We start from the raw sequence: 22,536 nt of genomic DNA, 5'->3' as shown, positions 1-22,536 counted from the left end.
TTTGGGTCTGAACTTCCATGCGTCGCGCCGTTGTGCTCGATCTTGGTGTGGTGCATCGCTGCACCGGAGTGCCCGGTCGTCGCCGAACCGCCCGGAACGGCGTGGCGCAGGCCCGGCGGAGTCGCGTTCGGGGCAGGATCGGGGGCAATGGCAACACCGCAGGCACACCCGGCCCGGGCCCGTGACCTGGGCCTCTACCCCGCCACCGGGCGCACCGGTGACCACAACGCGATCACCGACGTCCCCGGCGTGCGGGTGGGCCACACCACGATCATCCGGGCGCCGAGGATACGCACCGGGGTGAGCGCGATCCGGTTCGGCGACGAGGTGAGCCCGGGGCGAGCGCTGCCGGCCGGGCTGAGCGTGGGCAACGGGTTCGGCAAACTCATCGGCGCCACCCAACTGGCCGAACTGGGACACCTGGAGACCCCGATCGTGCTGACGTCGACGCTCTCGGCGTTCCGGGCCGCCGATGCCCTGCTGTCCTGGGTGCTGGACCAGCCCGGTAATGAGCGGGTTCGCACGCTGAACCCCGTGGTGGGTGAGTGCAACGACTCGGTGCTCTCCGACATCCGGGCCCGGCCGGTGCGCCCGGAGCACGTGCTTGCCGCCCTGGACGAGGCCGACCGTGGCGCGGTGCCCGAGGGCAGCGTGGGCGCGGGCACCGGCCTGGTGGCCTTGGGTTTCAAAGCCGGCATCGGTACCGCCTCCCGGATGATCGAGGTCGACGACGACGAGCACACCCTGGGTGTGCTGGTGCAGGCGAACTTCGCCGGGGTACTGCGGGTGCACGGCCGGCAGGTACGCCCACCGACACCTTCTGCACCCCAACCCGATCTGGGCTCATGCATGGTGGTGCTGGCCACCAGCGCCCCACTGGACGGGCGCCAGCTCTCCCGCCTGGCCGCGCGGGCGGTCTTCGCCCTGGGCCGCCTGGGTGGCGCCTACACCCACGGGTCCGGGGACTACGCGATCGCGGTCTCCACCTCCGCCGGGCGTCTCCCACCACCGGATCGGGCGCTGAGCCCGGTGTTCGAGGCCGGACTGGACGCCACCGAGGAAGCGGTCCTGAACGCCTTGGTCGCTGCCGACCCGGTCACCGGCCCAGGCGGACGCGTGGTGCCGGCGCTCCGGGACGCCCTGGGCTGAGGCGCCCGGTCACCCGCCCGGACGGGGTGGGCGCTCCGGCCGGTGACTCACGCTGCGGAGCCGCGCGCGCCGTCGTCGGCCGCTTTTGCTTTCTGCTGGCGCTTCTTGGCACGCTCCAGGGCACGGGCGCGCTGGTCACGCGCCTCGGCCTCCAGTTTCTCGGCCCGCTCACTCTCCCGGGTCAGGTTCTCCCCGGACTCGGGATCGAACACGTACAGGGAGTCCGGATTCAGCCACAACTCCGCCACGTCACCGGCGCGTACCCGGCTCACCGCGTCCAGCGCCACCACCACCTGAGGGCGCAGGTTCTCCCCGTCGAGGTCCCGGTCCAGTTCCTCCAGTTTGTCGGCCAGGTCGGCATGGGCCTCGAAGGGGATGTAGGCGTAGAGCACCTCCCCGAGCCACTCGGTCACATCCACCTCGGCCTCGAACGTCACGCCCTCGCGCTCGGTGGCTTGCATGACGTCGACATCCTCGAAGGCATCGGGCCGGATCCCCACGATGAGCACCTCCCGGTTCCCCACCGCCTTGCGCAACCGCTCGTCCAGCGGCACCTCCAGCAACGGCAGCCGCAGGGTGTCCCCCTCGACGGTGGCGGGTAGGAAGTTCATCGGCGGGGAACCGATGAAGCCGGCCACGAACAGGTTCATCGGCTCCTCATACAACCCGCGGGGGCTGGCCACCTGCTGCAACTCCCCCCGGCGCAGCACCGCCACCCGGTCCCCCAGCGTCATCGCCTCGGTCTGGTCATGGGTAACGTAGACGGTGGTGGTGCCCAGGTTGCGCTGCAGCCGGGCGATCTCGGTGCGCATCTGCCCGCGCAGCTTCGAGTCCAGGTTCGACAGCGGTTCGTCGAACAGGAAGGCCTGGGCGTCCCGCACGATCGCCCGGCCCATCGCCACCCGCTGGCGCTGACCACCGGAGAGGTTCGCGGGCTTACGCTCCAGGTGCTCATCGAGCTCCAGCAGCGATGAGGCACGCCGGACCTGCTCATCGATCTCGGTGTCGGTGTGCTCGCCCTTGGTCAGGCGCAGCGGGAAAGCGATGTTCTCGTACACGCTCAGGTGGGGGTAGAGGGCGTAGTTCTGGAACACCATCGCCAGGTCCCGGTCCCGGGGGGCCTTGTCGTTGACCACCTCGTCCCCGATGCGCAACTCCCCCTCGGTGATGTCCTCCAGGCCCACGATCATGCGCAGCAGGGTGGACTTGCCGCAGCCGGAGGGCCCGACCAGGATGACGAACTCGCCGTCGGCGATGTCCAGGTCCACGCCGCGCACGGCGGTGAACCCATCGGGGTAGGTCTTGACGACATTGTCGAGGGTGATCGACGCCATCGGAACTCCTCCTCATGTGTGGCTGGTGTGGCCGCGGGTCTCAGCCCTTGACGGCGCCTTGGGTCAGGCCGGAGACGATCCGGCGTTGGAAGATCAGCACCACGACCACCACCGGCACCGTCACCACGATTGCCGCGGCCGAGATCGCCCCGGTGGGCTCCTCGAACTGGGAGGCCCCGGTGAAGAAGGACAGCGCCGCCGGCACCGGGCGTGCGGCGGTGGTGGAGGTCAGGGAGATGCCGTAGACGAAATCGTTCCAGGCGATGAAGAAGGCGATGATCGCGGTGGTGAAGACTCCGGGTGCGGCCAGCGGCACCACCGCTTTACGGAACGCCTGGAAAGGGGTGGCGCCGTCGACCTGGGCGGCCTGCTCCAACTCCCAGGGGATCTGCCGGAAGAACGCCGACAGCGTCCAGATCGAGATCGGCAGCGTCAACGACAGGTAGGGAATGACCAATCCGGCCCAGGTGTCGTACAGGCCCACCACGCGCCAGAGGTTGAACAGCGGGGTGACGATGGACACGACCGGGAACACCGAGACGGCCAACGCCGAGGTCAGGATGATCTTCTTGCCCCGGAAGTCCAGCCGGGCGATGGCGTAGGCGCACAGGGTGGCCAGCACCACCGCGATCACGGTGGCGATGAGCGAGATGCCGATGGAGTTGCGCAGGGCGGGCAGGAACAGGTCCTGGGCGCTGCCTCCGGGGGCCAGGATCTCGGCGTAGTTCTCCCAGGTCCACTCCCGGGGCAGCAGCGTGCCCGAGAACAGCCCGGCCTGGGTCTTGAACGAGGTCATCAGGATGGAGAAGACCGGGAACAGCGACCAGACCAGCACCAGCACGGTGGCGACGGCCCAGCCGACCTTGGCCTTCGTCGTCATACCCATCAGTCGTCCCCCTTCCCGCCGGACAGATCCACGCGGAACCCCTTGATCGCGATGAAACTGATCAAGAGCACGCTGAGAAACAGCAGCACCGAGATCGCCGAACCCATCCCGATCTCCAGGCGTCCGATCGAGGTGTTGTAGGCCAGCAAGGACAGCGCCTCGGTGTTGTTGGCGCCGCCGGTCATGATGAAGATGTTGTCGAAGATCCGGAACGCCTCCAGCGCCCGGAACAGCACCGCGACCATGATCGCGGCCTTCATGTTCGGCAGGGTCACCTTGCGCAGCACCTGCCTGGACCGGGCCCCATCGACCTTGGCGGCCTCCTCCAATTCCCCGGGCACCTGGGCCAGGCCGGCCAGCAGCAGCAGGGAGATGAACGGGGTGGTCTTCCACACCTCCGACAGCACGATCACGAACAGTGAAGGCCATTGGGAGGCGAACCAGTTGAAGCCATCGTCGATGCCGGGCACCCAACTGAACCAGTTGTTGATGTACCCGGAGTTGATGTCGAAGGCATAGAAGAAGGCGAACGCCGAGACCACGGTGATGATCCCGTAGGGCACCAGGATCGCGGTCCTGACGATCCCGCGCAGACGCCTGATCGCCCGGTGCATGATCATCGCCAGGGCGAAGCCGAGCACCAACTCGATCGCCACCGTGGTGACGGTGATGAACAGGGTCACCAGCATCGAACGCCAGAAGGCCCAATCGGTCAGGATCACCGCGTAGTTGTTCAGCCCGATGAACTCCCGTTCGTCCGGGGCGGTCAACCGCAGCGAGAACAGCGAGTCGAAGGTGGCCTGCCCGATCGGATAGAGCGTCACGAGCAGCATCAGGCCGAACGCAGGGCCGGCCAGCCACCAGCCCAGCCGCGCCTCGGAGCGGGTCCGGTCGGAGGCACGTTTCTTGCGGGGCCGGTCCTGGCTCTGGTCCCTCGAACGGGTCGTGGTCGATGCGCTCACAGCAACCGCTCCCCTCGCAGCACCTCGGTGATGAACTGCTGGGAACTGCCCGGGGTGATCTGCGGGTCCACCCCGGAGACCGGGTGCCACGTGGTCTGCAGCCCGATCGAGATCTCGTTGTAGAAGGGGGTCTGCGGGCGCGGGGCAGCCTGTTCCAGGGAGTCCCGGATCACATCTGCCATCGGGAACTCCTCCTGCACCCGTTCGTCCTCGTAGGCCTCGATCGCCGAAGGCGGGTTGCCGTTGGTGACGAAGTACTCGGCCTGGTGCTCGGGCTGCACGATGCAGGCCACCGCCTCCCAGGCCTCCTCGATGTTGTCGGAGAAGGCACCCACGCCGAGGTTGATGCCCCCGACCGGCGGTGCTGATTCGGTATCGGCGTCCATGCGCGGGTACGCGGTCCAGGCGAGGTCGTCGACGACCTCGGACTCCGCGTCCATCATCGCCGGGTATACGAACGGCCAGTTCACCATGAACGAGCCACGGTCTCCCTGGAACAGGTTCATCGAGGCGTTCTCATCGGCGGTGGGCAGCCCCGGGCCGCCCAGGCCCTCCGAACCGATCCGGCTGACCACCTCGGCGGCCTGCCGCCCGGCCTCGGAGTCCAGGTCCAGTTCCAACTCGTCCGAGGTGGCCTCGGGGTTGGTCAGGATCTCTCCCCCGGCGGAGGCCACCAGCGCGTTGATCCACACGGTCAGGGACTCCGCACGGGCCCCCTGCACCCCCAGGTACAGGTCGTTCTCGGCGGCCGCCTCGATCAACTGCTCCCAGGTGACCGGCTCGCTCATGTCCAACCCGGCCTCCTCGGCGACGGATTCGCGGTACCAGAGCAACTGGGTGTTGGCCCAGAACGGGACGGTGACCAGTTCGTCCTCCCAGGTGGCCGAGTCGATCGCGCCCTGAACCACGCCGTCGGTGTCCTGCAGGTCCTCCGGCACTTCGGCCAGGAAGCCCGGTTCGGCCATCTCGGGGATGAACGGGGGGTCCAGGCTCATGATGTCGATGGAGGCGTCCTGGGCGGCCAGGCGGCGGGCCAGTTGCTCGCGCTGGTCGGAGGCCTCCCGGGGCAGCAACGCGGTCTGGATCACGTAGGCGCCGTCGGACTCCTCGGTGCAGGTCCGGGCGATCTCGGCCTGGCCCCCGTCGTCGGGGTTGATGTACCAGGTCAGCGTCGGTGGCCCGGAGTCATCGGCGCAGGCTGCCAGCGACATCACCACGGTAACGGCCAGCAGCGGCCCCACCACACGGACTCGGGACACGTGGCCTCCTTGCGCTCCCTCGTACGACGACGTCTGCTCACCCAACAACCAGACGTGGGTACCCGCAACTCGAACGACACGGTCCCTGGTGGGGGTTGGGATCCAGCGCGGCGGTATTCTGCTCGGTGCGCCCCCGTAGCTCAATGGATAGAGCAACGGCCTTCTAATCCGTAGGTTGCAACGGAGCGCCCTCGGGCGCACCGGGGGTGGGGACGCCCCACATGAGCCAGTTGCGATCCACGCCGAACTCCTCGGCAATGCGTTCGACCACGCCCGCCATGTCGGAGGGTTTGCGGCCGTTCTCCCAGGTGGACCAGGTGGCGTAGTGGATGCCGGTCCGCGCTGCCGCTTCCTTGACGTTGAGGCCAAGTTCACGGCGCAGCAGGACTAGGCGCGTGCCGAAGGTGTTAGTCGGCACCCATGCGTCGATGGTTTGTGTGCTCATGTGCCTCATTGTCCCCGCTTCATGGGCGGATTGCAACACTTGGGCGGTAACTACAGCGATGTAAGTTCTCGACCCGGCGCCTTAGTTGTGGACTATGGGCGGATTGTGTGTTTAACTCTTAGTCATGGACTACACCACCGAGACGCTGACTACCGGTGAAGCGGCCGCGATCTTCCACGTCACCCCCTCCACCATCAAGCGGTGGGCCGACGCCGGGCAACTGCCCCACACCCGCACCATCGGCGGGCACCTCCGGTTCGTGCGCGCCGAGTTGGAAGCAATCGAGGCATCCAACACCTACCCGACCAAGGAAGCCTCATGACCGCCACGATCGCGCTCGGCACCCTCACGGAACGCTTCTGGTCCAAGATCTCCGAGTGCCCCCGCACCGGCTGCTGGAACTGGACCGCAGCACACAACTCCACCGGCTACGGACAGTGGGCCGTTGACGGCACGTCGAAGTCCGTCCACCGCCTCACGTACCAGGCGCTCGTCGGCCCCATTCCTGCCGAGTTCCACGTTGACCACCTCTGCCGCAACAAGTCCTGCTGCAACCCGCAGCACCTGGAAGCGGTGCCGCAGGAAGTCAACGCCGCCCGTGCCGCTGCGGTGATTACGCACTGTAAACAGGGCCACCCGCTGTCAGGCGCGAACCTGCGCCGTCGAGGAAACAAGCGCGGCTGTCGGACTTGCGATCGAGCATCTGCCGCCGCTCACCGTGAGCGCACCCGCAAAGAGCGAGCGCTGAGCGACAACCCGGTGCGCCGCTACCGGAAGCGCGCCTCCTGACCCCCGGTGGCGTCGCCTCCCCCGAGGCGCCACCGGGCCCCCACCAATGAAGCGAGGGCCAGCCCCACCCAACCAGAGCGGCTGACCCTCACTTAAGGAAACACAACAGAAAGGGTAGCAAGAGATGCCGCACATCAGACAGGTCCCAAGGAAGGGTGCCCCGCGGTGGGAAGTCACCTGGTATGACCCGCGGGGCAAGAAGCGATGGAATCTGTTTCCAAGCCGAGTCGGCGCAGAGCAGTTCCTCAACGAGACGCCCCACCGGAGTGGACCCTCCGGCGCCAAGAGGGGGCCGGCGGGAGAGCCCTTGGACCAGAGAATCCGGCGCCTCTCAAAGACCGACGCGAACGGGTGCTGGATCTGGCAGGGGCGCCTCATGAACGCTGGCTACGGCCAAATTGGCATTTCGACCGGCGCGGGTAGGCAGCGGACCATGGGCGCACACCGAGTCTCCTATGAGGCGTTCGTCGGACCGATACCTGACGGCCTCGTGATTGACCACCTCTGCCGAGTGCGTGAATGCGTCAACCCAGACCACCTTGACGTCGTGAAGCAGCGCGAGAACATCATGCGTTCCCCCATAGCGCTCGGCGCACTCAACGCGGCCAAGACACATTGCCCCCAGGGTCACGAATACAGCCCCGAGAACACCTACATTTACCGCCCCAAGAATCGCAGTTTCATTGGTCGCCAATGCCGGACTTGTGTGGCGGATCACAGCCGTAGGCGAAGGGCGTCGAAGAAGGCCGCCGCGCTGGAGGTGACCCTGTGAGCCGCCTACGCGACTGGTTCGGCAGGCACCTGTTCCCCGGCTCCGGCCCCAAGCCCCGCCCCGAGCCCGCGCCGGAGTGGGTGCACCCGTACCCGCGGAAGTCCCCGCGCTTGTCCGGTGAGGCCTACCGCGCCCGGTACCTGGACTACACCCTGGATGAGGCCGGTCATGCTCGTGCGGCAGGGATCGGCGGTGGTGACCTGTGAGCACCCACGACCCCCACGCCATCGCCGGGGACGCAATCTGGGCGATCACGGCCGCCGAGGACCCACGGTCCAAGACTTACCTGGAACGCACCCTCATGAACGTTGGGTACCTGGTCGAGGAGAGCGAGCACTACCTCGCCCGGGCCGTGTTCCAAGCCTGGGTCACTGCCTGCCAAGAGTACGACGAACGCGACCAGGGCGAGGTTGGCGACCTTGTCACCCAGGAAGCGTGGCGCGGCCACTTCTCCCACACCGCCGGGGGTGGGGACCAGTGAGCACCGACTGGGACGCCACCCGCGCCATGTGGCAGGCCGAGAAAGACCGTGCCGTAGCCCAACTCGCCGCGACCCCCACCGAGCCCGCATACGCCCAGCAGCGCGAACGGCTCGCCGCGTTCATCCGCACCAGGGACAAGCGCCTCGCACTCGTGGGGCCCGGGAAGGAGCGACCGATGAGCACCCCCAACCCCGACGACTACACCGACGAGGACGGCTATATCGACCTGGACGCCATGCGCACCGACTACCTCCGCGACGAGGGCGACCGACGCAGGGCCGAGCGCAAGGAAGGAGCGGACTCGTGGTGATGCACCGACAACTCAGCGACTCGCAGATAGAGGCCATCCAGTGCGGCCAGGTTGGCGCCGAAGACATCGACGCGCAGGCATGGGCCGACGCCGAACGCGAAGCCGACGACGCCGCCGCCGGGGACCTGGCGCGCAAGGCACGGAAGGAAGGTGCAGCGTGAGCGGTGCGGAAATGCCAGATGCCGAGTACCACGCCCACCCGGCACTGTCCTACTCCACCGGCAAGGAGTACCTGCGCTCCCCCGCCCACTACAAGCGCGCACTGTCGCACCGCGTGGACAGGCCCGCGTTCGACATGGGCCACGCCATCCACAAGGTGATCCTGGGCAAGGGCGGGCAGGTGGTGGAGATCCCCGCTGACATGCTCGCCAAGAACGGGGCAGTGTCCACCGCGGAGGCCAAGGCGTTCGTCGCAGAGCAACGCGAGGCCGGGAACATCCCGCTCAAGGCCGGGCAGATCATGCAGGCCCATGCCGCTGCGGCCGAGGTGCTGGCCAACGCGGACGCCCGCCGATACCTGGACCTGCCCGGCGAGGCCGAGGTGCCCCTGTTCGCGACCGACCCCGGCAGTGGTGTGGAGATCCGCGGGAAGGTCGATTACCTGCCGCACCAGGTCAAAGGCGCCCGGACCTTCCCCGTGGACATCAAGAGCACCACCGACGCATCCCCCGAAGCGGTGCGCCGCACGATCTCGAACCTGCACTACGACCTGCAAGCCGCCATGTACCGCCACCTCATCGAGCAGGCCCGTGGTGACAAGACCGGGCCGATGGTTCAGATCTGGGTGGAGGTCGAGCCGCCCTACGGCGTGCTCGTGGTCCAGATCGCCCACGAGGACTGGATCGAAGGCGGCAACCGGAAGTTGGCCCTGATGCTCTCCCGCCACGCAGAGGCCCTGCGAACCGGCGACTGGCACGCCTACCCACCCGGCACCCACGCACTGGCCCCGCCCGGCTTCTATCTGCCCGGCATCGACTACCTAGAGGACATCACAGCATGAGCATCAAGACCAGACGACCAACCGGCAAGGCACCCTGGCCGATGATCCTGCTCGCCGGCCGGGAGAAGACAGGTAAGTCCTACTCCGCCGCTGCGTTCAGCGCATCGGACCTGGTGGACCGCACCTTCTATATCGAGATCGGGGAAGGCTCAGCGGACCAGTACGGCGCACTGCCCGGCGCCCGCTACGAAATCGTGGAGCACGACGGCAGCTGGAAGGGCATCCTGCAAGCCGCCCAGGCTGCCGTAGACGTGCCCGCCAACGGCAAGCCCCACGCGATCGTCGTGGACTCCATGACCGAACTGTGGGGCCTGCTCACCGACGAGCAGCAGGCCATCGCAGACAAGCGCGGCAAGAACACGATCACGATGGATCAGTGGAACTCGGCTAAGAAGCGCTGGCGCAAAGTCATCGACACGCTGCGCTCCCACAAGGGGCCGGTGATCCTGACTGCCCGGTTCGAGGAAGTCACCGTCATGAAAGACGGCAAGCCGACCACGGACAAGCAGTGGAAGGTCCGCGCTGAGAAGGATCTGCCGTTCGAGGTGGACGGCACGATCGAACTCAAGGAGCCACGCCGCCCAATCGTCGCCGGCATCCGCACCGTGGCCTTCAACGTGCCCGCTGACGGGATCCGCCCAAAGGATCCCGAGGCGTTCAACCTGGACACGTTCTTCCGGCAGCTGAACATCGACGGCAGCGCCGAGCGGGTCTACATCCCCCGCAAGGAAGACCCCGACGCCCACCAGCCGGCGCCCGATGCGGTGCGACCAGACGAACTGCCACAAGAGCCCGCCCTGGACGACGCAAATACGGGATGGGCCGGAACCGACGAGGAGCCCCCCAATGCCTGACCTCCACACCATCGACCACCACCCCACCCCCGCCGCCCGCGACCTGATGACCACCAGCGAAACCGAGATCCACGCCCCGCCGACCGGTGACGGGCTGGTGGTGCTGGCACACGCGCAGGGGCTGATCGAGGAGGCGCTGCGATGAACGACGACGTGGATCTGTTCTGCACTGACCAGGCGAACGGGGCCGACCGATGAGCGCCCCGTACTACCAGGATGAGCACGCAACCCTCTACCACGGGGACGCGCTACCCGCCCTAGCCGCAATGGCCGACAGGTCCGTGGACTGCGTAATAACGGACCCACCGTTCGATGCACGCACCCACGACAACACGCGCTCGAACCGCAACGGGTACGGCACCAGCGGCAACGGCAACGGCAACCGCACACTATCCGGCGGCTCCGACGTGCGCTTCGACGCCTTCACCCACGAGAACCAACTCGCTCTGTTCGCTGAACTAGGGCGCATCGCTCGCCGCTGGGTCGTCGCCAACCTCTCCACGCACACAGCATTCCGCTTTGAGGTAGGCCCGCCACCGGCCGGGCTACAAGTCTTGCGCGTCGGCGCCTGGGTCAAGACCAACCCGATGCCCATAATCAGCGCTGACCGCCCCGCGATGGGCTGGGAAGCAATCGCCTACATGCACCGCGAGGACGCCAAGCCCTCCTGGAACGGTGGCGGGCGGGCAGGCAACTATGTCCTCCCAACCTCCCAGGGCAGCGGCCACCCCACTCAGAAGCCCATTGAGATGGTGCGCGACTGGGTGCGCCGGTTCACCAACCCCGGCGACGTGATCCTTGACCCGTTCGCGGGCACCGGGACAACGCTGCGAGCCGCGCTAGATGAGGGGCGGAAGGTGATCGCCTACGAGATAGACGAGCGCTGGTGTGAGCACGCCGCCGGCCGGCTCTCTCAGGGCGTCCTCGACCTCGGAGGGATCGCATGAGCCGTTCGCACTTGCGCAACCCGTCGCCTTACTTCGCCAACCACGAGGCCACCCGATGAGGCCCATCGACCGCCCGGCCGTACCGATCCGGCACGCGGGTAGGTGCGCATCGAATCACCCGTTGTATGAGATTGACGGCGTTGTGCAGCACATCGTCACAGCATCAGAGATCCGCGCTGGTGACATGGCGAAACTCCAGTGCCCAAACCGCCCCATCGACCGCCGCGACTCCAACCCCGCCCGCACACTCGGCCACCTACTCGCCGGCTCGCTCGGTGTCCTGGCCTGGGTCGCCGTCATCTACGCACTCGTGTGGATCGCGAGCGTGCCGGCATGAGCGCGACCTTGGCTTACGAGGACTTCCTGCGCGAGAAGGTCAACTTCGATACCGCTATCGGGTTCGACGTGGACCCGGCCGAGGTCCACCCGTCCCTGAAGCCGCACCAGTCCGACATCGTGCGCTGGGCCGCCAAGGGCGGGCGCCGGGCAATCTTCGCCGCGTTCGGGTTGGGCAAGTCAGTGATGCAACTAGAGACGCTGCGGCTGACGCTGGCGAAGTCCGGCCGGGAACGGGCCCTGATCATCTGCCCGCTGGGCGTGCGGATCGAGTTTGCCCACGATGCCCGGCAGCACCTGGGGCTGGAAACCCGGTTCATCCGTCGCGATGAGGAAGTGGACGGGCCCGGCATCTACATCACGAACTACGAGAGCGTGCGTGACGGCCGCCTGGACCCGACCCTGTTCGACGCCGTGAGCCTCGATGAGGCGTCGGTGCTGCGCTCATATGGGTCCAAGACCTACCAGACGTTCCTAGCCCTGTTCGAGGACGTGCCCTACCGGTTCGTCGCCACCGCCACCCCGTCACCGAACCGGCACAAGGAACTGATCCACTACGCCGGGTACCTGGGGATCATGGACACCGGCCAATCGCTGACCCGGTTCTTCCAGCGCGACTCAACCCAGGCGAACAACCTGCAACTGTACCCGCACAAAGAGCAGGAGTTTTGGTTGTGGCTGAACACCTGGGCCGCGTTCGTGCAATCCCCCGCGGACCTGGGCCACGACGCCACCGGGTACGACCTACCCGAGCGGCACCTGCACGAGCACAAGGTGTCCATCGACCTGACCGACGACACCTTCGACCGCGACGGCCAAGGCGGGTTGTTCCGCAACGCCGCACTCGGACTGAAAGAGGCCGCACGGGAGAAGCGCGACTCCCTCCCGGTGCGCGTTGAGCAGATGATGCGCATCGTTCGTGAGCATCGCCAGGACAACCCCGGGGACCAGATCGTGCTCTGGTGCGACCTGAACGCCGAACAGGCCGCCATAGAGGCCGCACTGAAAGCCGAGGGCATCACCTACTCATCGGTGTATGGGTCGCTGCATCCCGATGAGACAGAGCGGCGGCTAGGCGAGTGGAAAGCCCGCGAAACCTACGCCCTGATCGGCAAGCCGGTGATGCTCGGGCAGGGCATGAACCTGCAGCAGTGCAACACCGCCGTGTTCGTGGGCATCACCTACAAGTTCAACGACATCATCCAGGCCACTCACCGCATCCACCGGTTCGGCCAAACCCGGCCCACTCGCACCCATCTGATCTATGCGGACTCCGAATCGGAGGTCATGCAGGCGATCCGGGACAAGTGGCACCAGCACGAGGAGTTATCCGACACCATGACCTCCGTCATTCGCGAGTACGGGCTTGACCCTGAGGCCATAGCCGGAGCGCTGACCCGCTCCATGGGCGTGGAGCGCATCGAGGCCACCGGCGAGGGCTGGCTGGCCGCGAACAACGACTGCGTACCCGAAACCAGGTCCATGGACACCAACAGCGTGGACATGGTTCTGACCTCAATCCCGTTCAGCAACCACTACGAATACACCCCGAGTTACAACGACTTCGGCCACACCGACGACAACGCCCACTTCTGGGCCCAGATGGACCACCTGACGCCCGAACTGCTCCGGGTGCTCAAACCGGGCCGCATCTACGCCTGCCACGTCAAGGACCGCATCAACTTCGGCAACGTCACCGGCGCAGGCATCCCCACCGTGTCACCGTTCCACGCCGAAGCGATTTACCACGGCATTAAGCACGGGTTCGACTACATGGGAATGATCACCGTCGTGACCGATGTGGTGCGGGAGAACAACCAGACCTACCGGCTGGGGTGGTCCGAGAACGCCAAGGACGGCACGAAGATGGGCGTCGGGTCCCCCGAGTACGTGCTGCTGTTCCACAAGCCCCAGACAGACCGCACCAAGGGCTACGCAGACGTGCCGGTGGTCAAGGACAAGGCCGACTACACCCGTGCCCGCTGGCAGGTCGATGCGCACGCCTTCTGGCGCTCATCCGGTAACAGGCACCTGACCCCGGACGAACTGGCCGCCCTGCCCGTGGAGGACCGTTCCCGGCTGTTCACCGAACAGACGCTGCGGGAGGTATACGACTACGAGGCCCACATCAAGGTCGGCGAGGCACTGGAAGGTCGCGGGGCGCTGCCGGCCACGTTCATGTCCCTGGCACCCGGCTCCTGGCACCCCGAGGTCTGGCACGACGTGAACCGGATGCTCACCCTCAACGGTGAGCAGAAGCGCCGCAACGTCCAGATGCACGTCTGCCCACTGCAGTTCGACATCGTGGACCGGCTCATCACCCGCTACACCAACCCCGGCGATGAGGTCTACGACCCCTTCAGCGGGCTGATGACCGTGCCGCTACGGGCCCTGAAACTCGGTCGCCGCGGCCGTGGGGCCGAACTGAACACCGGCTACTTCCTCGACGGCGTGAAGCACCTCCAAGCCGAGGAGCGCCAACGCGACATGCCAACTCTGTTCGACCTGGAGGTTGCGTCATGACCCAGCACCGGGACGACCAGATCACCGACGCCCTGGAGGACAAATGAGCGCATGCATCAGCCGCCACGGCGAGTACAGCAGCCACGACCCCGACGAGGACCACATCTGCCGTCTGTGCGAGGCGCTGGACGAAGACGCCCTCATCACCGAGGTCCGCGCCCTCCGCGCCCTCCGCGCCCGCCTCGCCGCCGTCGAAGCGCTCGCCGACGAGTGGCAGCGCGAACTGGACGAGTACCGCATCCGAGACGAGAACGCCCGCTACTGCTGGGCCACCGCCGCCAGGGAAGTCCGTGCTGCTCTCGCGGCCCCCACCGACACCACCAAGGAGAACTGACCAATGGACGACGAGATCGACATCCGCACCCGCTACGACCACCGCCTCGCCAACGTCAAGACCGAGATCGAGTTCAACTGGGCCGCGCTCGGTGAGCACTTCATCCGCACCGACAGTGAGCGGCAGGCCCGGTTCCTGCTCGGCTGGGAGGCCGAAGCTGACGCGCTCGGCCACCTCAGCGAGAACTTGCACTACTACTACATCGCTGACGCGCTCCCGGATGAGCGCACGCGGACGAACATCGCCGAACAGCTCCGTCGCCTCGCTGACTTCCTCAGCCCCGAGGAGGTGGCCCAATGACCGCCGCCGACCGCCCGACCGTCCCGCAAGCGGGGGACACCCTGACCACCGCCGAGCAACTCGACGCAATGCCGGTCATCCGCGAGGCGCAGGCACGGGCACTCACCGATGCGGCGGACCGTTTATCAGGGGCCACCGAAGGCCCGCAGCGCGAAGGCACCGCCAGATGGCCCCAGGTGCACCGCGAGGTCTACAGCCTGGCAATCGAGGAGGCGCAGGCCGCGTTACGCAACCTCGCCACCACCTACACCGAGAGGGCCGACTGATGAGCGCTGAGTGCCCCTACTACGCCGCCCGCATCGCCAGAGACCACGGCGGCACCCCATGACCCCCGGCACCGTCGTCACCACACCAACCGGCCACACCGGACACATCATCCGCACCGAAAACAACCCCTACGGCCGCATCTGCGTCATCCGCCTCGACGACGGACGCACAGTGCACCTCAGCGCGGCCCGACTGGAGGTCGCGACGTGAACCTGCGCATCACCTGGCCCATCGAGGACCAGGAACAGACCCTCGAAGCCATCAAAGCCGAAGCCCGCGAATCGCTGATGGTCACCCTGATAATCAACGGGCTGCACGCCACCGGCAAGCCAACGTGGCAATTCCAGAACGGGGACCGGCCGGCACTCATCGCCGAGGTGGGCGTAGTAGACGCAGATGAGGTGGCCGCGTGACTGTGCATAAGGCTGTGGATAAAGGCCGACGGTCCGCGGGAATCCAAAGGAAACGCGGTACGATAGAGGGACAAATAAAGACGGCCCCGAGCGGTGGTGGAAACACCGATCGGAGCCTGACCAACACGACTGACAAGGAGTCCGTGATGGCTGCACCTCAGCCTACCCCCGCATACCCAGCCCTGGCGCCGATCCAGCAACTTCTGCTCATCCAGTCCATCGCCGGGCACGTCACCGTCGCCGACGCAGAGGACCACGTAGAGCGGGCACTCGGCAACATCCGCGACGTGCTCGACGGGCGCGACCCGGTGGCGGGTGATGGCTGAATGGCACGCGACCACGCCCGGGTCAACGTCACCATCTGGGGCGACCCCAGCTTCCGCAAACTCCCGCCGCCCGCACAGCACCTGTACCTCGCCCTGTGGACCTCGCCGGACCTGACCTACTGCGGGGTCCACGACTGGCGCCCGGCACGGCTCACCGGGCTGGCTGCGGGCTGGACCAAGGAGGCGATCCAGGCCGCCGCCGACTGCCTCGTCGCACGCCACTTCCTGGTCATCGACGCCGAAACCGAGGAGGTGCTGATCCGGTCCTGGATCCGCTGGGACGGGCTCATGAAGCAGCCGCGCATGGCCATATCGGCCGTCACCGCCTACGCCTCAGTCGCGTCTTCGACGCTGCGGGAGGTTGTCGTCCATCAGTTCAAGCGGGAGCAGAGTGAGCACCCGGACCTCGCCTGCTGGGACGACAAGCGGGTGCAAGAGGTCCTAACCCACCCCTCGGTTTCGGCCAAAGAACTACCCACCCCCGAAGACCCGTTTGGGCATGGGTTTGCCCATGGGTTTGGGGTCGGTTTGGCCCAAACGCACGGCAAGGTTTCGGGATCGGTTTCGGTACCCCCTACTCCTGCTCCTGCTCCTGCTCCTTATCTCCACGGCCTTCCGGCCGACGAACCGGACGACGACGACGCAGCGAAGGCCAGCAGGAGACGACCAGAGCGACCACTGCCAGCCTCCTGGGTGCCGACCGCCAAGCATCACGAGTTCGCTAACCAGCACGGCATTGACATCGACGCTCAGGCGATCCGCTTCCGCAACCACGCTGACACCCACGACCGTCGGGCACGCAACTGGGACGCCGCGTTCCGCACCTGGCTATCCAAGGCCGCCGAAGGTGCGCCGCAACAGCGCGGCACCAATTCGTGGCTGGACAACGCATGAGTGACATCGTGGAAACCGAGAAGGCGATCATCGGCGCCCTACTCGCCGCCCCGACCAAGGCCCGGGAGGCTGCCCAGCACGTCGCGCCCGGAGACTTCCAGTCACCCGTCCTGGGCGGGCTGTACTCCCTCATCGTGGGCAAGGTCGCCGCCGGGGAGAAGATCGACTCCCTCACCCTGTGGCCCGCAGTCAAAGCCGACGCGGTTCTGTCCCGGAACATCCGCACCCACATGGAACTCCACCAACTCATCGACGCCGCACCCACGGCCTCGAACGTGGACTACTACGCCCGCCAAGTAGCCGACGCCGGGCAGTCGCGCCGCATCCGAGCCGCCGGGGAGCGGGTTGTGCAACTCTCCGGCTCAGCGGAGATGACGGCCGCGGAGAAGATGACTGCGGTGCGCCACGAGTTCGACAGCATCGCCTCCGACTACGCACAGGCCGCCGAGGCCCCGACTTTGGCGGACATCCTCGCCCGCCCCGACGAGGCCGTGGAATGGGTCATCCCCGACGTGCTCTCCCGCCGGGACCGGTTCATCCTCACCGGCGAAGAGGGCTACGGCAAGACCACCCTGTTCCGCCAGATCCTCATCTGCGCCGCCGCCGGGATCCACCCGTTCACGTTCGATGAGATCGCCCCGGTGGACGTGCTTGTGGTGGACACCGAGAACGACGAGGACCAGTGGAAGTGGGAGACCCGCGCCATGGTCCACCAGGCAGCACGGTTCGGTGCCCGCAACCCCGCCGGTGCGATCCGACTGCACTGCACCGGCCGACTGGACATCACCAAAGAGCGCGACCTTGCCACCGTCCACGGGCTCATCGACGACTACCAACCCGGAGCCCTGGCCATCGGACCCCTGTACAAGCTCAGCCCCGAGGGCATGAACAACGACAAGGACGCCGCCCCGGTCATCGCAGCCCTGGACTCCATCAGGGACCGCCCGGACGGCCCAGCGATGCTCATGGAAGCCCACGCACCCCACGCCGGCGGTCACGACTCCCGCCGCAACCTGCGCCCCCGCGGATCGTCCATGCAACTCGGTTGGCCGGAGTTCGGCGTCGGGCTGGGGCCGGACCCTGACGACGACACCGGGACGCTGGCGCAACTGTGGCGCTGGCGAGGGTCCCGCATCCGTGGCCGGCAGATCCCCCGGACCCTGCGCATGGGCGGGGACTGGCCCTGGATGGAAGACGGCACGGCCATGGACTGGCTACGCCTCAAGAACAACCGCCGCGAAACCGACACCCGCACCAGAGCCGCAGGAGGCCACCGTGACTGACCGCATAGAAAAGGCTCGCCAGGAGAAGAACCGCTACAAGCGGCGGGCACTGGAAGCCGAAGCCGCCACCGACCGCGCCCGGAACATCGCCGTGGCGCTGGAGCAGGAGGTGGTCGAGAAGGACGCCCAGTATGACGATCTCGGGTGGCGGCTGTCCTGCTTGCTCGACCACATCACCGGCGGCCTGCTCAGCAAGCCTGGCTACCCGGTGGCGCTCATGGCCATTGCCGCCGAAGAGCACTACGAGCGGACCTACGCCACCGAAGCCCACGCCGCTCAGATAGTCATCGAGCAGGTGGGGCTACTCCAGGAGTGGTGGGCAGGCTCCGTGCTCGGCGTCCCGCAGGGCATGGCCGAGGACCTCCGACGCATCCTCGATGGCGCCACGTACGAGGAGGTGCGGGGTGGCTGAGTTGACGATCTCCATCGCCAACACTTGGTGGCTGTCCGCGAACCAGCGCCACCACTGGGCAGCGAAAGCCCGGCGCACCGCCTACGTCCGCGAACTCGCAGCATGGAGCGCCCGCACCGAGCGCCTGCCCAGGTTCCAGCGGGTGCACATCACCGCGTTCATCGGCTACCCCACCGCAGCCAAAGCGGACCCCGAGAACGCCGCCCCCTCGGTGAAGGCTTGCATCGACGGGATCAAGGACGCCGGGGTGATCCCAGATGACAACTCCGACCACGTAATCGGCCCCGACTACCGCCGCGAGACCGGCAAGGCACCGAGAGGGCACCACACCATCCGGCTGGTGCTGACCGACCAGGAAGTGAGGTTCTGATGCCTGGGCCGCTACCTACCCAGCGACCAATCGCCCAACGCTCCCGGAAATGCCACTGCTGCGACCAGCGCCGCATCCGCGACCTACGGCGAGTAGGCAAGCCGGGAGACCCCGACTACGCCGTCGCCGCCTGCCCCAACTGCGACACCAACCACCTGGAGGAGACACCATGAGCATTTGGGCAACCCTGTGCCACATCGGCACCGACTACCTGGACGAACGGCCGCAGCCCGAACGCGGCCACGTCCTGACCTACGCCGAGGGGTGGTCCAACCACTACCCCAACCTCACCGGTGAGGCCGAACTTCCCGCCATGATCGGGCTGGCTGAGATGCCCGGGTGGTGCGTGCCGGGCCACTGGCTCACCGCTGAGGACCCGTCCGATGGGGCCTACGACCATAAGGGCCCGTGGGTGCGCCTCGACCTGCACGCCGAGTGTGCGCTCAACTTCTGGGGCGACGGCACCGCTCGCCCGTCGGTGGAGAAGGTGAACGCCTCGATTGTGCTGGATGAGGAGGCCGCCCGGTCGCTCCGGGACGACCTGGACGCATGGCTCAGCGAACCCAAGGCCTACCCGAAGGAGGAGCAATGAGCGCCAAGACCCGCCGCAAGGCCCGCCGGAGACGAGAGGCCCTCGCCCGCAACGAAGGTCACGAGGGGTGCCAGTCGTGCGAGGTGTGCCTGCTGCCGCACTGCCCGGACTGCCACCCGGACCGGCGCACCTGCCCGATGGACCACAGCGATTACCGACCGGGAGAGAAGCGATGACCGACACGACCAAAACCCCCGCCAGGAGTGACAGAAACCGGGCCAGGGGCGAACGGGACCCCCGACCCGCCACTGAGTTACACCCGTGTGATTCTGTCCCCGCAAATCGCAAATGGCGGGTGTCGCGCAAGCCGGCAGACCCAGACCCCGGCTGGGTATGGGTCGCAGAGGCGCTCCACACGATCCACGTGGCACAGAAAGAAACCTGGAGACACGCAATGGACTACGCGCTGCGGCAGTCGCTCGCCGGCACGCACAAGGTCAAGTTCCGCACCACCGACCTCGGCCCGATGCCCACGCCGGTTGCGGAACCGATGACGGAGGTGGGGTGGTGAGCGCTTCGCAATGGCTCCTCTGGGCCACGCTAGCCATCTGCATCCCGGCGATGTTCGGGATGCTCACGTGGCGCCGCAACCCTGACCCCAGCCCCGACGACACCCCACCCACCGCGCACGCCGAGTGGACCTGCCCCGACTGCCGGCAGACCGTCCCCATCGCCATCGTCACCGAGCGCGTGGTGGTGGCCAGACTCGACCCCACGGACGTCCACGCGCACCTGCTACAGCACCAGGAGGCCAGGTGAGCGACCAGAGACCGATCGGCGACCTCATCGACGCCCGAGGCGTAGTCGCCACCCTCGGCCCCGACCAACTCGTCTCAGACGTCCTCGTCATCCTCAAAGTCCACACCGACCACGACGGCACCGCAATCCAAATCGCCTACTCCGAAGGCATGGACTGGATCACCCGCCGCGGGCTAATCGAAGTCGCCCGCGACGCCGACGCCTACGACTGGGGAGACGACGATGACTGACCCGTACTGGTGCGAGCGGTGCCGGAAACACCACCCGGTGCTCTCGCTCGTGGAGATCTGCAAGAGGAAGCGCGACCAGGAGGAAGCCAGTGAGTGACGAGCGCACCTGCCCCATCTGCCACACAACCTCGCCACCCCTCAATACCAAATGCGCCTACTGCACAGTCCCCATCGCAGAGTTCGCCGCCTACCGCGAAGCCGAGAAACAGACCATCGGCTACCACCTCAGGCAAGCCTGGGCGCAACTCCCACCTGACGAGGCCGAGGCAGAACGCACAGCCTGGCGCGACCTCCAAGCCCGCAGCCTCATCGGCGCATTCGAGGCCACCGACTGGCCCGAGATGGCAGACCGTATCCGAGCGCACCGCCAGGAGGACATCAGTGAGTGACCAACGCCAACCCCTCGCCCAGTTCATCGCGATCGCCCCCACCGTCCCCGAACTCGACCCCGCTGCTGAGCGGATCGCAGACGCCGCCGGCCTGCCCCCCACCGACTACCACGTCGTGCGACTGCAGCCTGCTCGCCCGACCGGTTACATCTCCGACTCCACCATCAGCGAAGGCGACTCCCACTCTGTGACCGGATGGGAAGCCGAGTACGCCGTCGTCGTGCCCGGCCCCATCTTCACCACCCAGGAGGACCATTGAGCCACCACCGCCACGAATGGACCCACCGGCCCGAAGCCATCGAGACTGAGCGCTGGGCGTGCGGCGAGTGCGAGGCCGTCTCCGCGTCGTGCATCGTCACCGACACCAAGCGCGGGCTGCACGCCACCGGGACCGCGTTGCTGATCTGCGACGGGTGCCTGGACTACGAGCGGCGGGTGGTGGACGACATTGCTGACGCGCTGGGGCACTGGCAGCACCAGCCCCGCTCCCTCGTCCCGGCGATCCGGTATGACCGTGACCCGTCAGACGGTGGTGGCGATGGGCCTCGGGACGGCATCGCTCACCCACTGGACGTAATCGAGGTGCTGTGGTCCTGGGCAGAGATGTTCGCAGAGGGCACTAGTCGCACGCTGGACGACCACGATCATGCTGGCGAGGTCATCAAGGGTGCACTGATGTGGGCCGCGCACAACCCTGAGGCCAGTGCGTGGGAGGACTATCGCAGCGAGGTGCGCCAGTTGCGTCACGGTGCCCGCAAGGTCGCAGGACTGTTACCACAGCGCCAGAACGGCCCCTGCGTGCACTGCGGCGGCCAAGTGGTGCGCGACTGGGCAGACGAGCACTGGCAGCCCCGCACGGGCACCGAGCCGGAGCACCGTGGCCTATCGGACGTGCTGCGCTGCACCGGATGCGGGGTCACCTGGGGCGATCGTGACTGGTGGATGACCATGAATCGCCAGAGCCTCCGGACGCTGCCAGAGGCCCGACCCGATCACCTGCTGACGCTGGAGGACGCGCGCCGGCTGGTGTTCCCCGAGGTGCCCGCCCCGACGTGGCGCTGGTGGCTGATGCGCGACCACGAGCGGGCTGAGGCTGGGGAACCCAGGATGATGCCAGAGAGGGGTCACGACGTGCGCGGGCTGGCGTTGTACCGCGTCGGGGACCTGGCGGCGTTGGTGCAGCGCAGGGCCGACGACACGCGGCCGGGGCGAAAGGCTGGCTGAGTCGTGATGGGGGGTGCTAACGTGAGTTCCAACGTTCGCGGGCTTTTCGCGACCCCAAGTAGTCCGGTGGCACGATGCGCCACCACCGCCCCGGCACTGGCCATAGGGCCTACCGCCGGGGCTTTTTCATGCCCAGGACAACACCCAGGAGCCAACGATGCCCCCCACCGACCAACTCACCGCCGACGAGATCGCCAAACTGCGAGGCATGATCGCCGAAGTGGAGCACCTCCGGGACAGGGCTATTGAATCGGTGGGATCTCCACAGGGCCATCAGACAGCAGGCCACGGAGCACGGTAAGCGCTACCGCGTAGACGCCAGCCTCCACGTCCAATCCGACACCACGGTCCCCCGCAGCCTTGCTCCGGCGAGGAATGTCGCGCAACTCAGCCTCAATCGCCTCGATAACCTCACGAACGCGATCCTTCGAAACGTAATCATCGTTGACCATCGCACCACGGTAGCGACCCCACGGGCAGCATATGGGCGAAACGGGTCACCGACCTACCGCTGGGGCGCCACCCCACCCAGGACGCGGGAGCCCCATAGGTGGCACCCCCGCAGGCCACGCCCCCACACGGGGCCACGCGCACACCCAGCACACGCACACAGGGCAGGTGAACACATCCATGGCAGCCCGCCACCGGTGCCCCGGAACCACCACCCACCCCAACGGCACCACCGCCCCCTGCCC

At 67.0% G+C, this 22,536-nt stretch carries 37 protein-coding genes; 31 read left to right on the top strand and 6 right to left on the bottom strand.

Translation table 11 applies throughout. The features are described from left to right. The first annotated feature begins 147 nt into the window (after positions 1-147). On the top strand, positions 148-1,149 hold the full coding sequence (locus ACO0LU_RS13200) for a P1 family peptidase (protein WP_424791811.1): 1,002 nt from the start codon (positions 148-150) through the stop codon (positions 1,147-1,149). 47 nt (positions 1,150-1,196) lie between these two features. On the opposite strand, the gene ACO0LU_RS13195 is transcribed toward ACO0LU_RS13200, so the two are convergent. The 5 genes from ACO0LU_RS13195 to ACO0LU_RS13175 form a co-directional block, all read right to left on the bottom strand. After that, a complete protein-coding gene (locus ACO0LU_RS13195) occupies positions 1,197-2,483 on the bottom strand; it encodes an ABC transporter ATP-binding protein (protein ID WP_424791810.1) in 1,287 nt (428 codons plus the stop codon). 40 nt (positions 2,484-2,523) lie between these two features. Further along, a complete protein-coding gene (locus tag ACO0LU_RS13190; protein ID WP_424791855.1) occupies positions 2,524-3,363 on the bottom strand; it encodes a carbohydrate ABC transporter permease in 840 nt (279 codons plus the stop codon). 5 nt (positions 3,364-3,368) lie between these two features. Then, positions 3,369-4,331, bottom strand: a complete 963-nt coding sequence (locus ACO0LU_RS13185; protein ID WP_424791809.1) for a carbohydrate ABC transporter permease — start codon at positions 4,329-4,331, stop codon at positions 3,369-3,371. Beyond that, the gene (locus ACO0LU_RS13180) at positions 4,328-5,542 is read right to left on the bottom strand and encodes an extracellular solute-binding protein (protein WP_424791854.1); all 1,215 of its coding nucleotides are present in this window, start codon (positions 5,540-5,542) and stop codon (positions 4,328-4,330) included. The genes ACO0LU_RS13185 and ACO0LU_RS13180 overlap by 4 nt, the downstream gene beginning before the upstream one ends. A 211-nt stretch (positions 5,543-5,753) precedes the next feature. Further along, positions 5,754-6,035 (bottom strand): helix-turn-helix domain-containing protein, encoded by a 282-nt coding sequence (locus tag ACO0LU_RS13175; protein WP_424791808.1) that lies wholly within the window; start codon positions 6,033-6,035, stop codon positions 5,754-5,756. Positions 6,036-6,159: 124 nt separating this feature from the next. Here ACO0LU_RS13175 and ACO0LU_RS13170 point away from each other — a divergent pair, with 124 nt between their 5' ends. The 30 genes from ACO0LU_RS13170 to ACO0LU_RS13025 all read left to right on the top strand — a co-directional run bounded on the left by ACO0LU_RS13170 (position 6,160) and on the right by ACO0LU_RS13025 (position 21,841). Continuing rightward, positions 6,160-6,357 carry a helix-turn-helix domain-containing protein gene (locus ACO0LU_RS13170; RefSeq protein ID WP_424791807.1) on the top strand — a complete coding sequence of 66 codons (198 nt, stop codon included), beginning with the start codon at positions 6,160-6,162 and terminating at the stop codon, positions 6,355-6,357. Continuing rightward, positions 6,354-6,824, top strand: a complete 471-nt coding sequence (locus ACO0LU_RS13165) for an HNH endonuclease signature motif containing protein (RefSeq protein ID WP_424791806.1) — start codon at positions 6,354-6,356, stop codon at positions 6,822-6,824. The genes ACO0LU_RS13170 and ACO0LU_RS13165 overlap by 4 nt, the downstream gene beginning before the upstream one ends. Before the next feature lie 376 nt (positions 6,825-7,200). After that, on the top strand, positions 7,201-7,596 hold the full coding sequence (locus ACO0LU_RS13160; RefSeq protein WP_424791805.1) for an HNH endonuclease signature motif containing protein: 396 nt from the start codon (positions 7,201-7,203) through the stop codon (positions 7,594-7,596). Continuing rightward, positions 7,593-7,802 carry a hypothetical protein gene (locus tag ACO0LU_RS13155; RefSeq protein WP_424791804.1) on the top strand — a complete coding sequence of 70 codons (210 nt, stop codon included), beginning with the start codon at positions 7,593-7,595 and terminating at the stop codon, positions 7,800-7,802. Before ACO0LU_RS13160 ends, ACO0LU_RS13155 begins: the two co-directional genes overlap by 4 nt. Continuing rightward, positions 7,799-8,077, top strand: coding sequence for a hypothetical protein (locus ACO0LU_RS13150; RefSeq protein WP_424791803.1), 279 nt, complete (start codon positions 7,799-7,801; stop codon positions 8,075-8,077). The genes ACO0LU_RS13155 and ACO0LU_RS13150 overlap by 4 nt, the downstream gene beginning before the upstream one ends. Then, the gene (locus ACO0LU_RS13145; RefSeq protein ID WP_424791802.1) at positions 8,074-8,388 is read left to right on the top strand and encodes a hypothetical protein; all 315 of its coding nucleotides are present in this window, start codon (positions 8,074-8,076) and stop codon (positions 8,386-8,388) included. The genes ACO0LU_RS13150 and ACO0LU_RS13145 overlap by 4 nt, the downstream gene beginning before the upstream one ends. Further along, positions 8,382-8,549: a hypothetical protein gene (locus ACO0LU_RS13140; protein WP_424791801.1), complete on the top strand. Its 168-nt coding sequence runs from the start codon at positions 8,382-8,384 to the stop codon at positions 8,547-8,549. The genes ACO0LU_RS13145 and ACO0LU_RS13140 overlap by 7 nt, the downstream gene beginning before the upstream one ends. Beyond that, complete coding sequence (locus ACO0LU_RS13135) at positions 8,546-9,388, top strand: PD-(D/E)XK nuclease-like domain-containing protein (RefSeq protein ID WP_424791800.1); 843 nt, start codon at positions 8,546-8,548, stop codon at positions 9,386-9,388. Before ACO0LU_RS13140 ends, ACO0LU_RS13135 begins: the two co-directional genes overlap by 4 nt. After that, positions 9,385-10,242 carry an AAA family ATPase gene (locus ACO0LU_RS13130; protein WP_424791799.1) on the top strand — a complete coding sequence of 286 codons (858 nt, stop codon included), beginning with the start codon at positions 9,385-9,387 and terminating at the stop codon, positions 10,240-10,242. Before ACO0LU_RS13135 ends, ACO0LU_RS13130 begins: the two co-directional genes overlap by 4 nt. Further along, the gene (locus tag ACO0LU_RS13125; protein WP_424791798.1) at positions 10,235-10,387 is read left to right on the top strand and encodes a hypothetical protein; all 153 of its coding nucleotides are present in this window, start codon (positions 10,235-10,237) and stop codon (positions 10,385-10,387) included. The genes ACO0LU_RS13130 and ACO0LU_RS13125 overlap by 8 nt, the downstream gene beginning before the upstream one ends. A 49-nt stretch (positions 10,388-10,436) precedes the next feature. Next, a complete protein-coding gene (locus ACO0LU_RS13120; RefSeq protein WP_424791797.1) occupies positions 10,437-11,189 on the top strand; it encodes a DNA-methyltransferase in 753 nt (250 codons plus the stop codon). Positions 11,190-11,310: 121 nt separating this feature from the next. Then, complete coding sequence (locus ACO0LU_RS13115; RefSeq protein WP_424791796.1) at positions 11,311-11,526, top strand: hypothetical protein; 216 nt, start codon at positions 11,311-11,313, stop codon at positions 11,524-11,526. Beyond that, on the top strand, positions 11,523-14,048 hold the full coding sequence (locus tag ACO0LU_RS13110) for a DNA methyltransferase (RefSeq protein WP_424791795.1): 2,526 nt from the start codon (positions 11,523-11,525) through the stop codon (positions 14,046-14,048). The genes ACO0LU_RS13115 and ACO0LU_RS13110 overlap by 4 nt, the downstream gene beginning before the upstream one ends. Positions 14,049-14,091: 43 nt before the next feature. Then, the gene (locus ACO0LU_RS13105; RefSeq protein ID WP_424791794.1) at positions 14,092-14,382 is read left to right on the top strand and encodes a hypothetical protein; all 291 of its coding nucleotides are present in this window, start codon (positions 14,092-14,094) and stop codon (positions 14,380-14,382) included. Between the two features lie 3 nt (positions 14,383-14,385). Continuing rightward, positions 14,386-14,682: a hypothetical protein gene (locus ACO0LU_RS13100; protein ID WP_424791793.1), complete on the top strand. Its 297-nt coding sequence runs from the start codon at positions 14,386-14,388 to the stop codon at positions 14,680-14,682. Then, the gene (locus ACO0LU_RS13095; protein WP_424791792.1) at positions 14,679-14,948 is read left to right on the top strand and encodes a hypothetical protein; all 270 of its coding nucleotides are present in this window, start codon (positions 14,679-14,681) and stop codon (positions 14,946-14,948) included. Before ACO0LU_RS13100 ends, ACO0LU_RS13095 begins: the two co-directional genes overlap by 4 nt. A gap of 58 nt (positions 14,949-15,006) precedes the next feature. Then, entirely contained in the window at positions 15,007-15,159 is a 153-nt protein-coding gene (locus ACO0LU_RS13090; RefSeq protein ID WP_424791791.1) for a hypothetical protein, read from the top strand. Next, a complete protein-coding gene (locus ACO0LU_RS13085; RefSeq protein WP_424791790.1) occupies positions 15,156-15,362 on the top strand; it encodes a hypothetical protein in 207 nt (68 codons plus the stop codon). Before ACO0LU_RS13090 ends, ACO0LU_RS13085 begins: the two co-directional genes overlap by 4 nt. A gap of 146 nt (positions 15,363-15,508) precedes the next feature. Then, on the top strand, positions 15,509-15,688 hold the full coding sequence (locus tag ACO0LU_RS13080; RefSeq protein ID WP_424791789.1) for a hypothetical protein: 180 nt from the start codon (positions 15,509-15,511) through the stop codon (positions 15,686-15,688). Beyond that, positions 15,689-16,582 carry a hypothetical protein gene (locus ACO0LU_RS13075; protein WP_424791788.1) on the top strand — a complete coding sequence of 298 codons (894 nt, stop codon included), beginning with the start codon at positions 15,689-15,691 and terminating at the stop codon, positions 16,580-16,582. Beyond that, positions 16,579-17,865: an AAA family ATPase gene (locus tag ACO0LU_RS13070; protein WP_424791787.1), complete on the top strand. Its 1,287-nt coding sequence runs from the start codon at positions 16,579-16,581 to the stop codon at positions 17,863-17,865. The genes ACO0LU_RS13075 and ACO0LU_RS13070 overlap by 4 nt, the downstream gene beginning before the upstream one ends. Continuing rightward, positions 17,858-18,277 (top strand): hypothetical protein, encoded by a 420-nt coding sequence (locus ACO0LU_RS13065; RefSeq protein ID WP_424791786.1) that lies wholly within the window; start codon positions 17,858-17,860, stop codon positions 18,275-18,277. Before ACO0LU_RS13070 ends, ACO0LU_RS13065 begins: the two co-directional genes overlap by 8 nt. After that, positions 18,270-18,647 (top strand): hypothetical protein, encoded by a 378-nt coding sequence (locus tag ACO0LU_RS13060; RefSeq protein WP_424791785.1) that lies wholly within the window; start codon positions 18,270-18,272, stop codon positions 18,645-18,647. Before ACO0LU_RS13065 ends, ACO0LU_RS13060 begins: the two co-directional genes overlap by 8 nt. 169 nt (positions 18,648-18,816) lie before the next feature. Beyond that, a complete protein-coding gene (locus ACO0LU_RS13055) occupies positions 18,817-19,239 on the top strand; it encodes a hypothetical protein (protein ID WP_424791784.1) in 423 nt (140 codons plus the stop codon). Further along, positions 19,236-19,415, top strand: coding sequence for a hypothetical protein (locus ACO0LU_RS13050; protein WP_424791783.1), 180 nt, complete (start codon positions 19,236-19,238; stop codon positions 19,413-19,415). Before ACO0LU_RS13055 ends, ACO0LU_RS13050 begins: the two co-directional genes overlap by 4 nt. Positions 19,416-19,746: 331 nt before the next feature. After that, a complete protein-coding gene (locus ACO0LU_RS13045) occupies positions 19,747-19,998 on the top strand; it encodes a hypothetical protein (RefSeq protein WP_424791782.1) in 252 nt (83 codons plus the stop codon). Then, positions 19,995-20,228, top strand: a complete 234-nt coding sequence (locus ACO0LU_RS13040; protein ID WP_424791781.1) for a hypothetical protein — start codon at positions 19,995-19,997, stop codon at positions 20,226-20,228. The genes ACO0LU_RS13045 and ACO0LU_RS13040 overlap by 4 nt, the downstream gene beginning before the upstream one ends. A gap of 89 nt (positions 20,229-20,317) precedes the next feature. Then, positions 20,318-20,617 (top strand): hypothetical protein, encoded by a 300-nt coding sequence (locus tag ACO0LU_RS13035; RefSeq protein ID WP_424791780.1) that lies wholly within the window; start codon positions 20,318-20,320, stop codon positions 20,615-20,617. Then, entirely contained in the window at positions 20,610-20,876 is a 267-nt protein-coding gene (locus ACO0LU_RS13030; protein ID WP_424791779.1) for a hypothetical protein, read from the top strand. The genes ACO0LU_RS13035 and ACO0LU_RS13030 overlap by 8 nt, the downstream gene beginning before the upstream one ends. Then, positions 20,873-21,841, top strand: a complete 969-nt coding sequence (locus tag ACO0LU_RS13025; protein ID WP_424791778.1) for a hypothetical protein — start codon at positions 20,873-20,875, stop codon at positions 21,839-21,841. The genes ACO0LU_RS13030 and ACO0LU_RS13025 overlap by 4 nt, the downstream gene beginning before the upstream one ends. A gap of 242 nt (positions 21,842-22,083) precedes the next feature. On the opposite strand, the gene ACO0LU_RS13020 is transcribed toward ACO0LU_RS13025, so the two are convergent. Further along, positions 22,084-22,293, bottom strand: coding sequence for a hypothetical protein (locus tag ACO0LU_RS13020; RefSeq protein WP_424791777.1), 210 nt, complete (start codon positions 22,291-22,293; stop codon positions 22,084-22,086). Positions 22,294-22,536 lie beyond the last annotated feature (243 nt).

The organism is Pseudactinotalea sp. Z1748 (genome assembly GCF_049725185.1).
Classification (GTDB): domain Bacteria; phylum Actinomycetota; class Actinomycetes; order Actinomycetales; family Beutenbergiaceae; genus CALKWS01.
The sequence above is the reverse complement of the archived record's forward strand: the minus strand, read 5'-3'. Positions and strand labels throughout refer to the sequence as shown.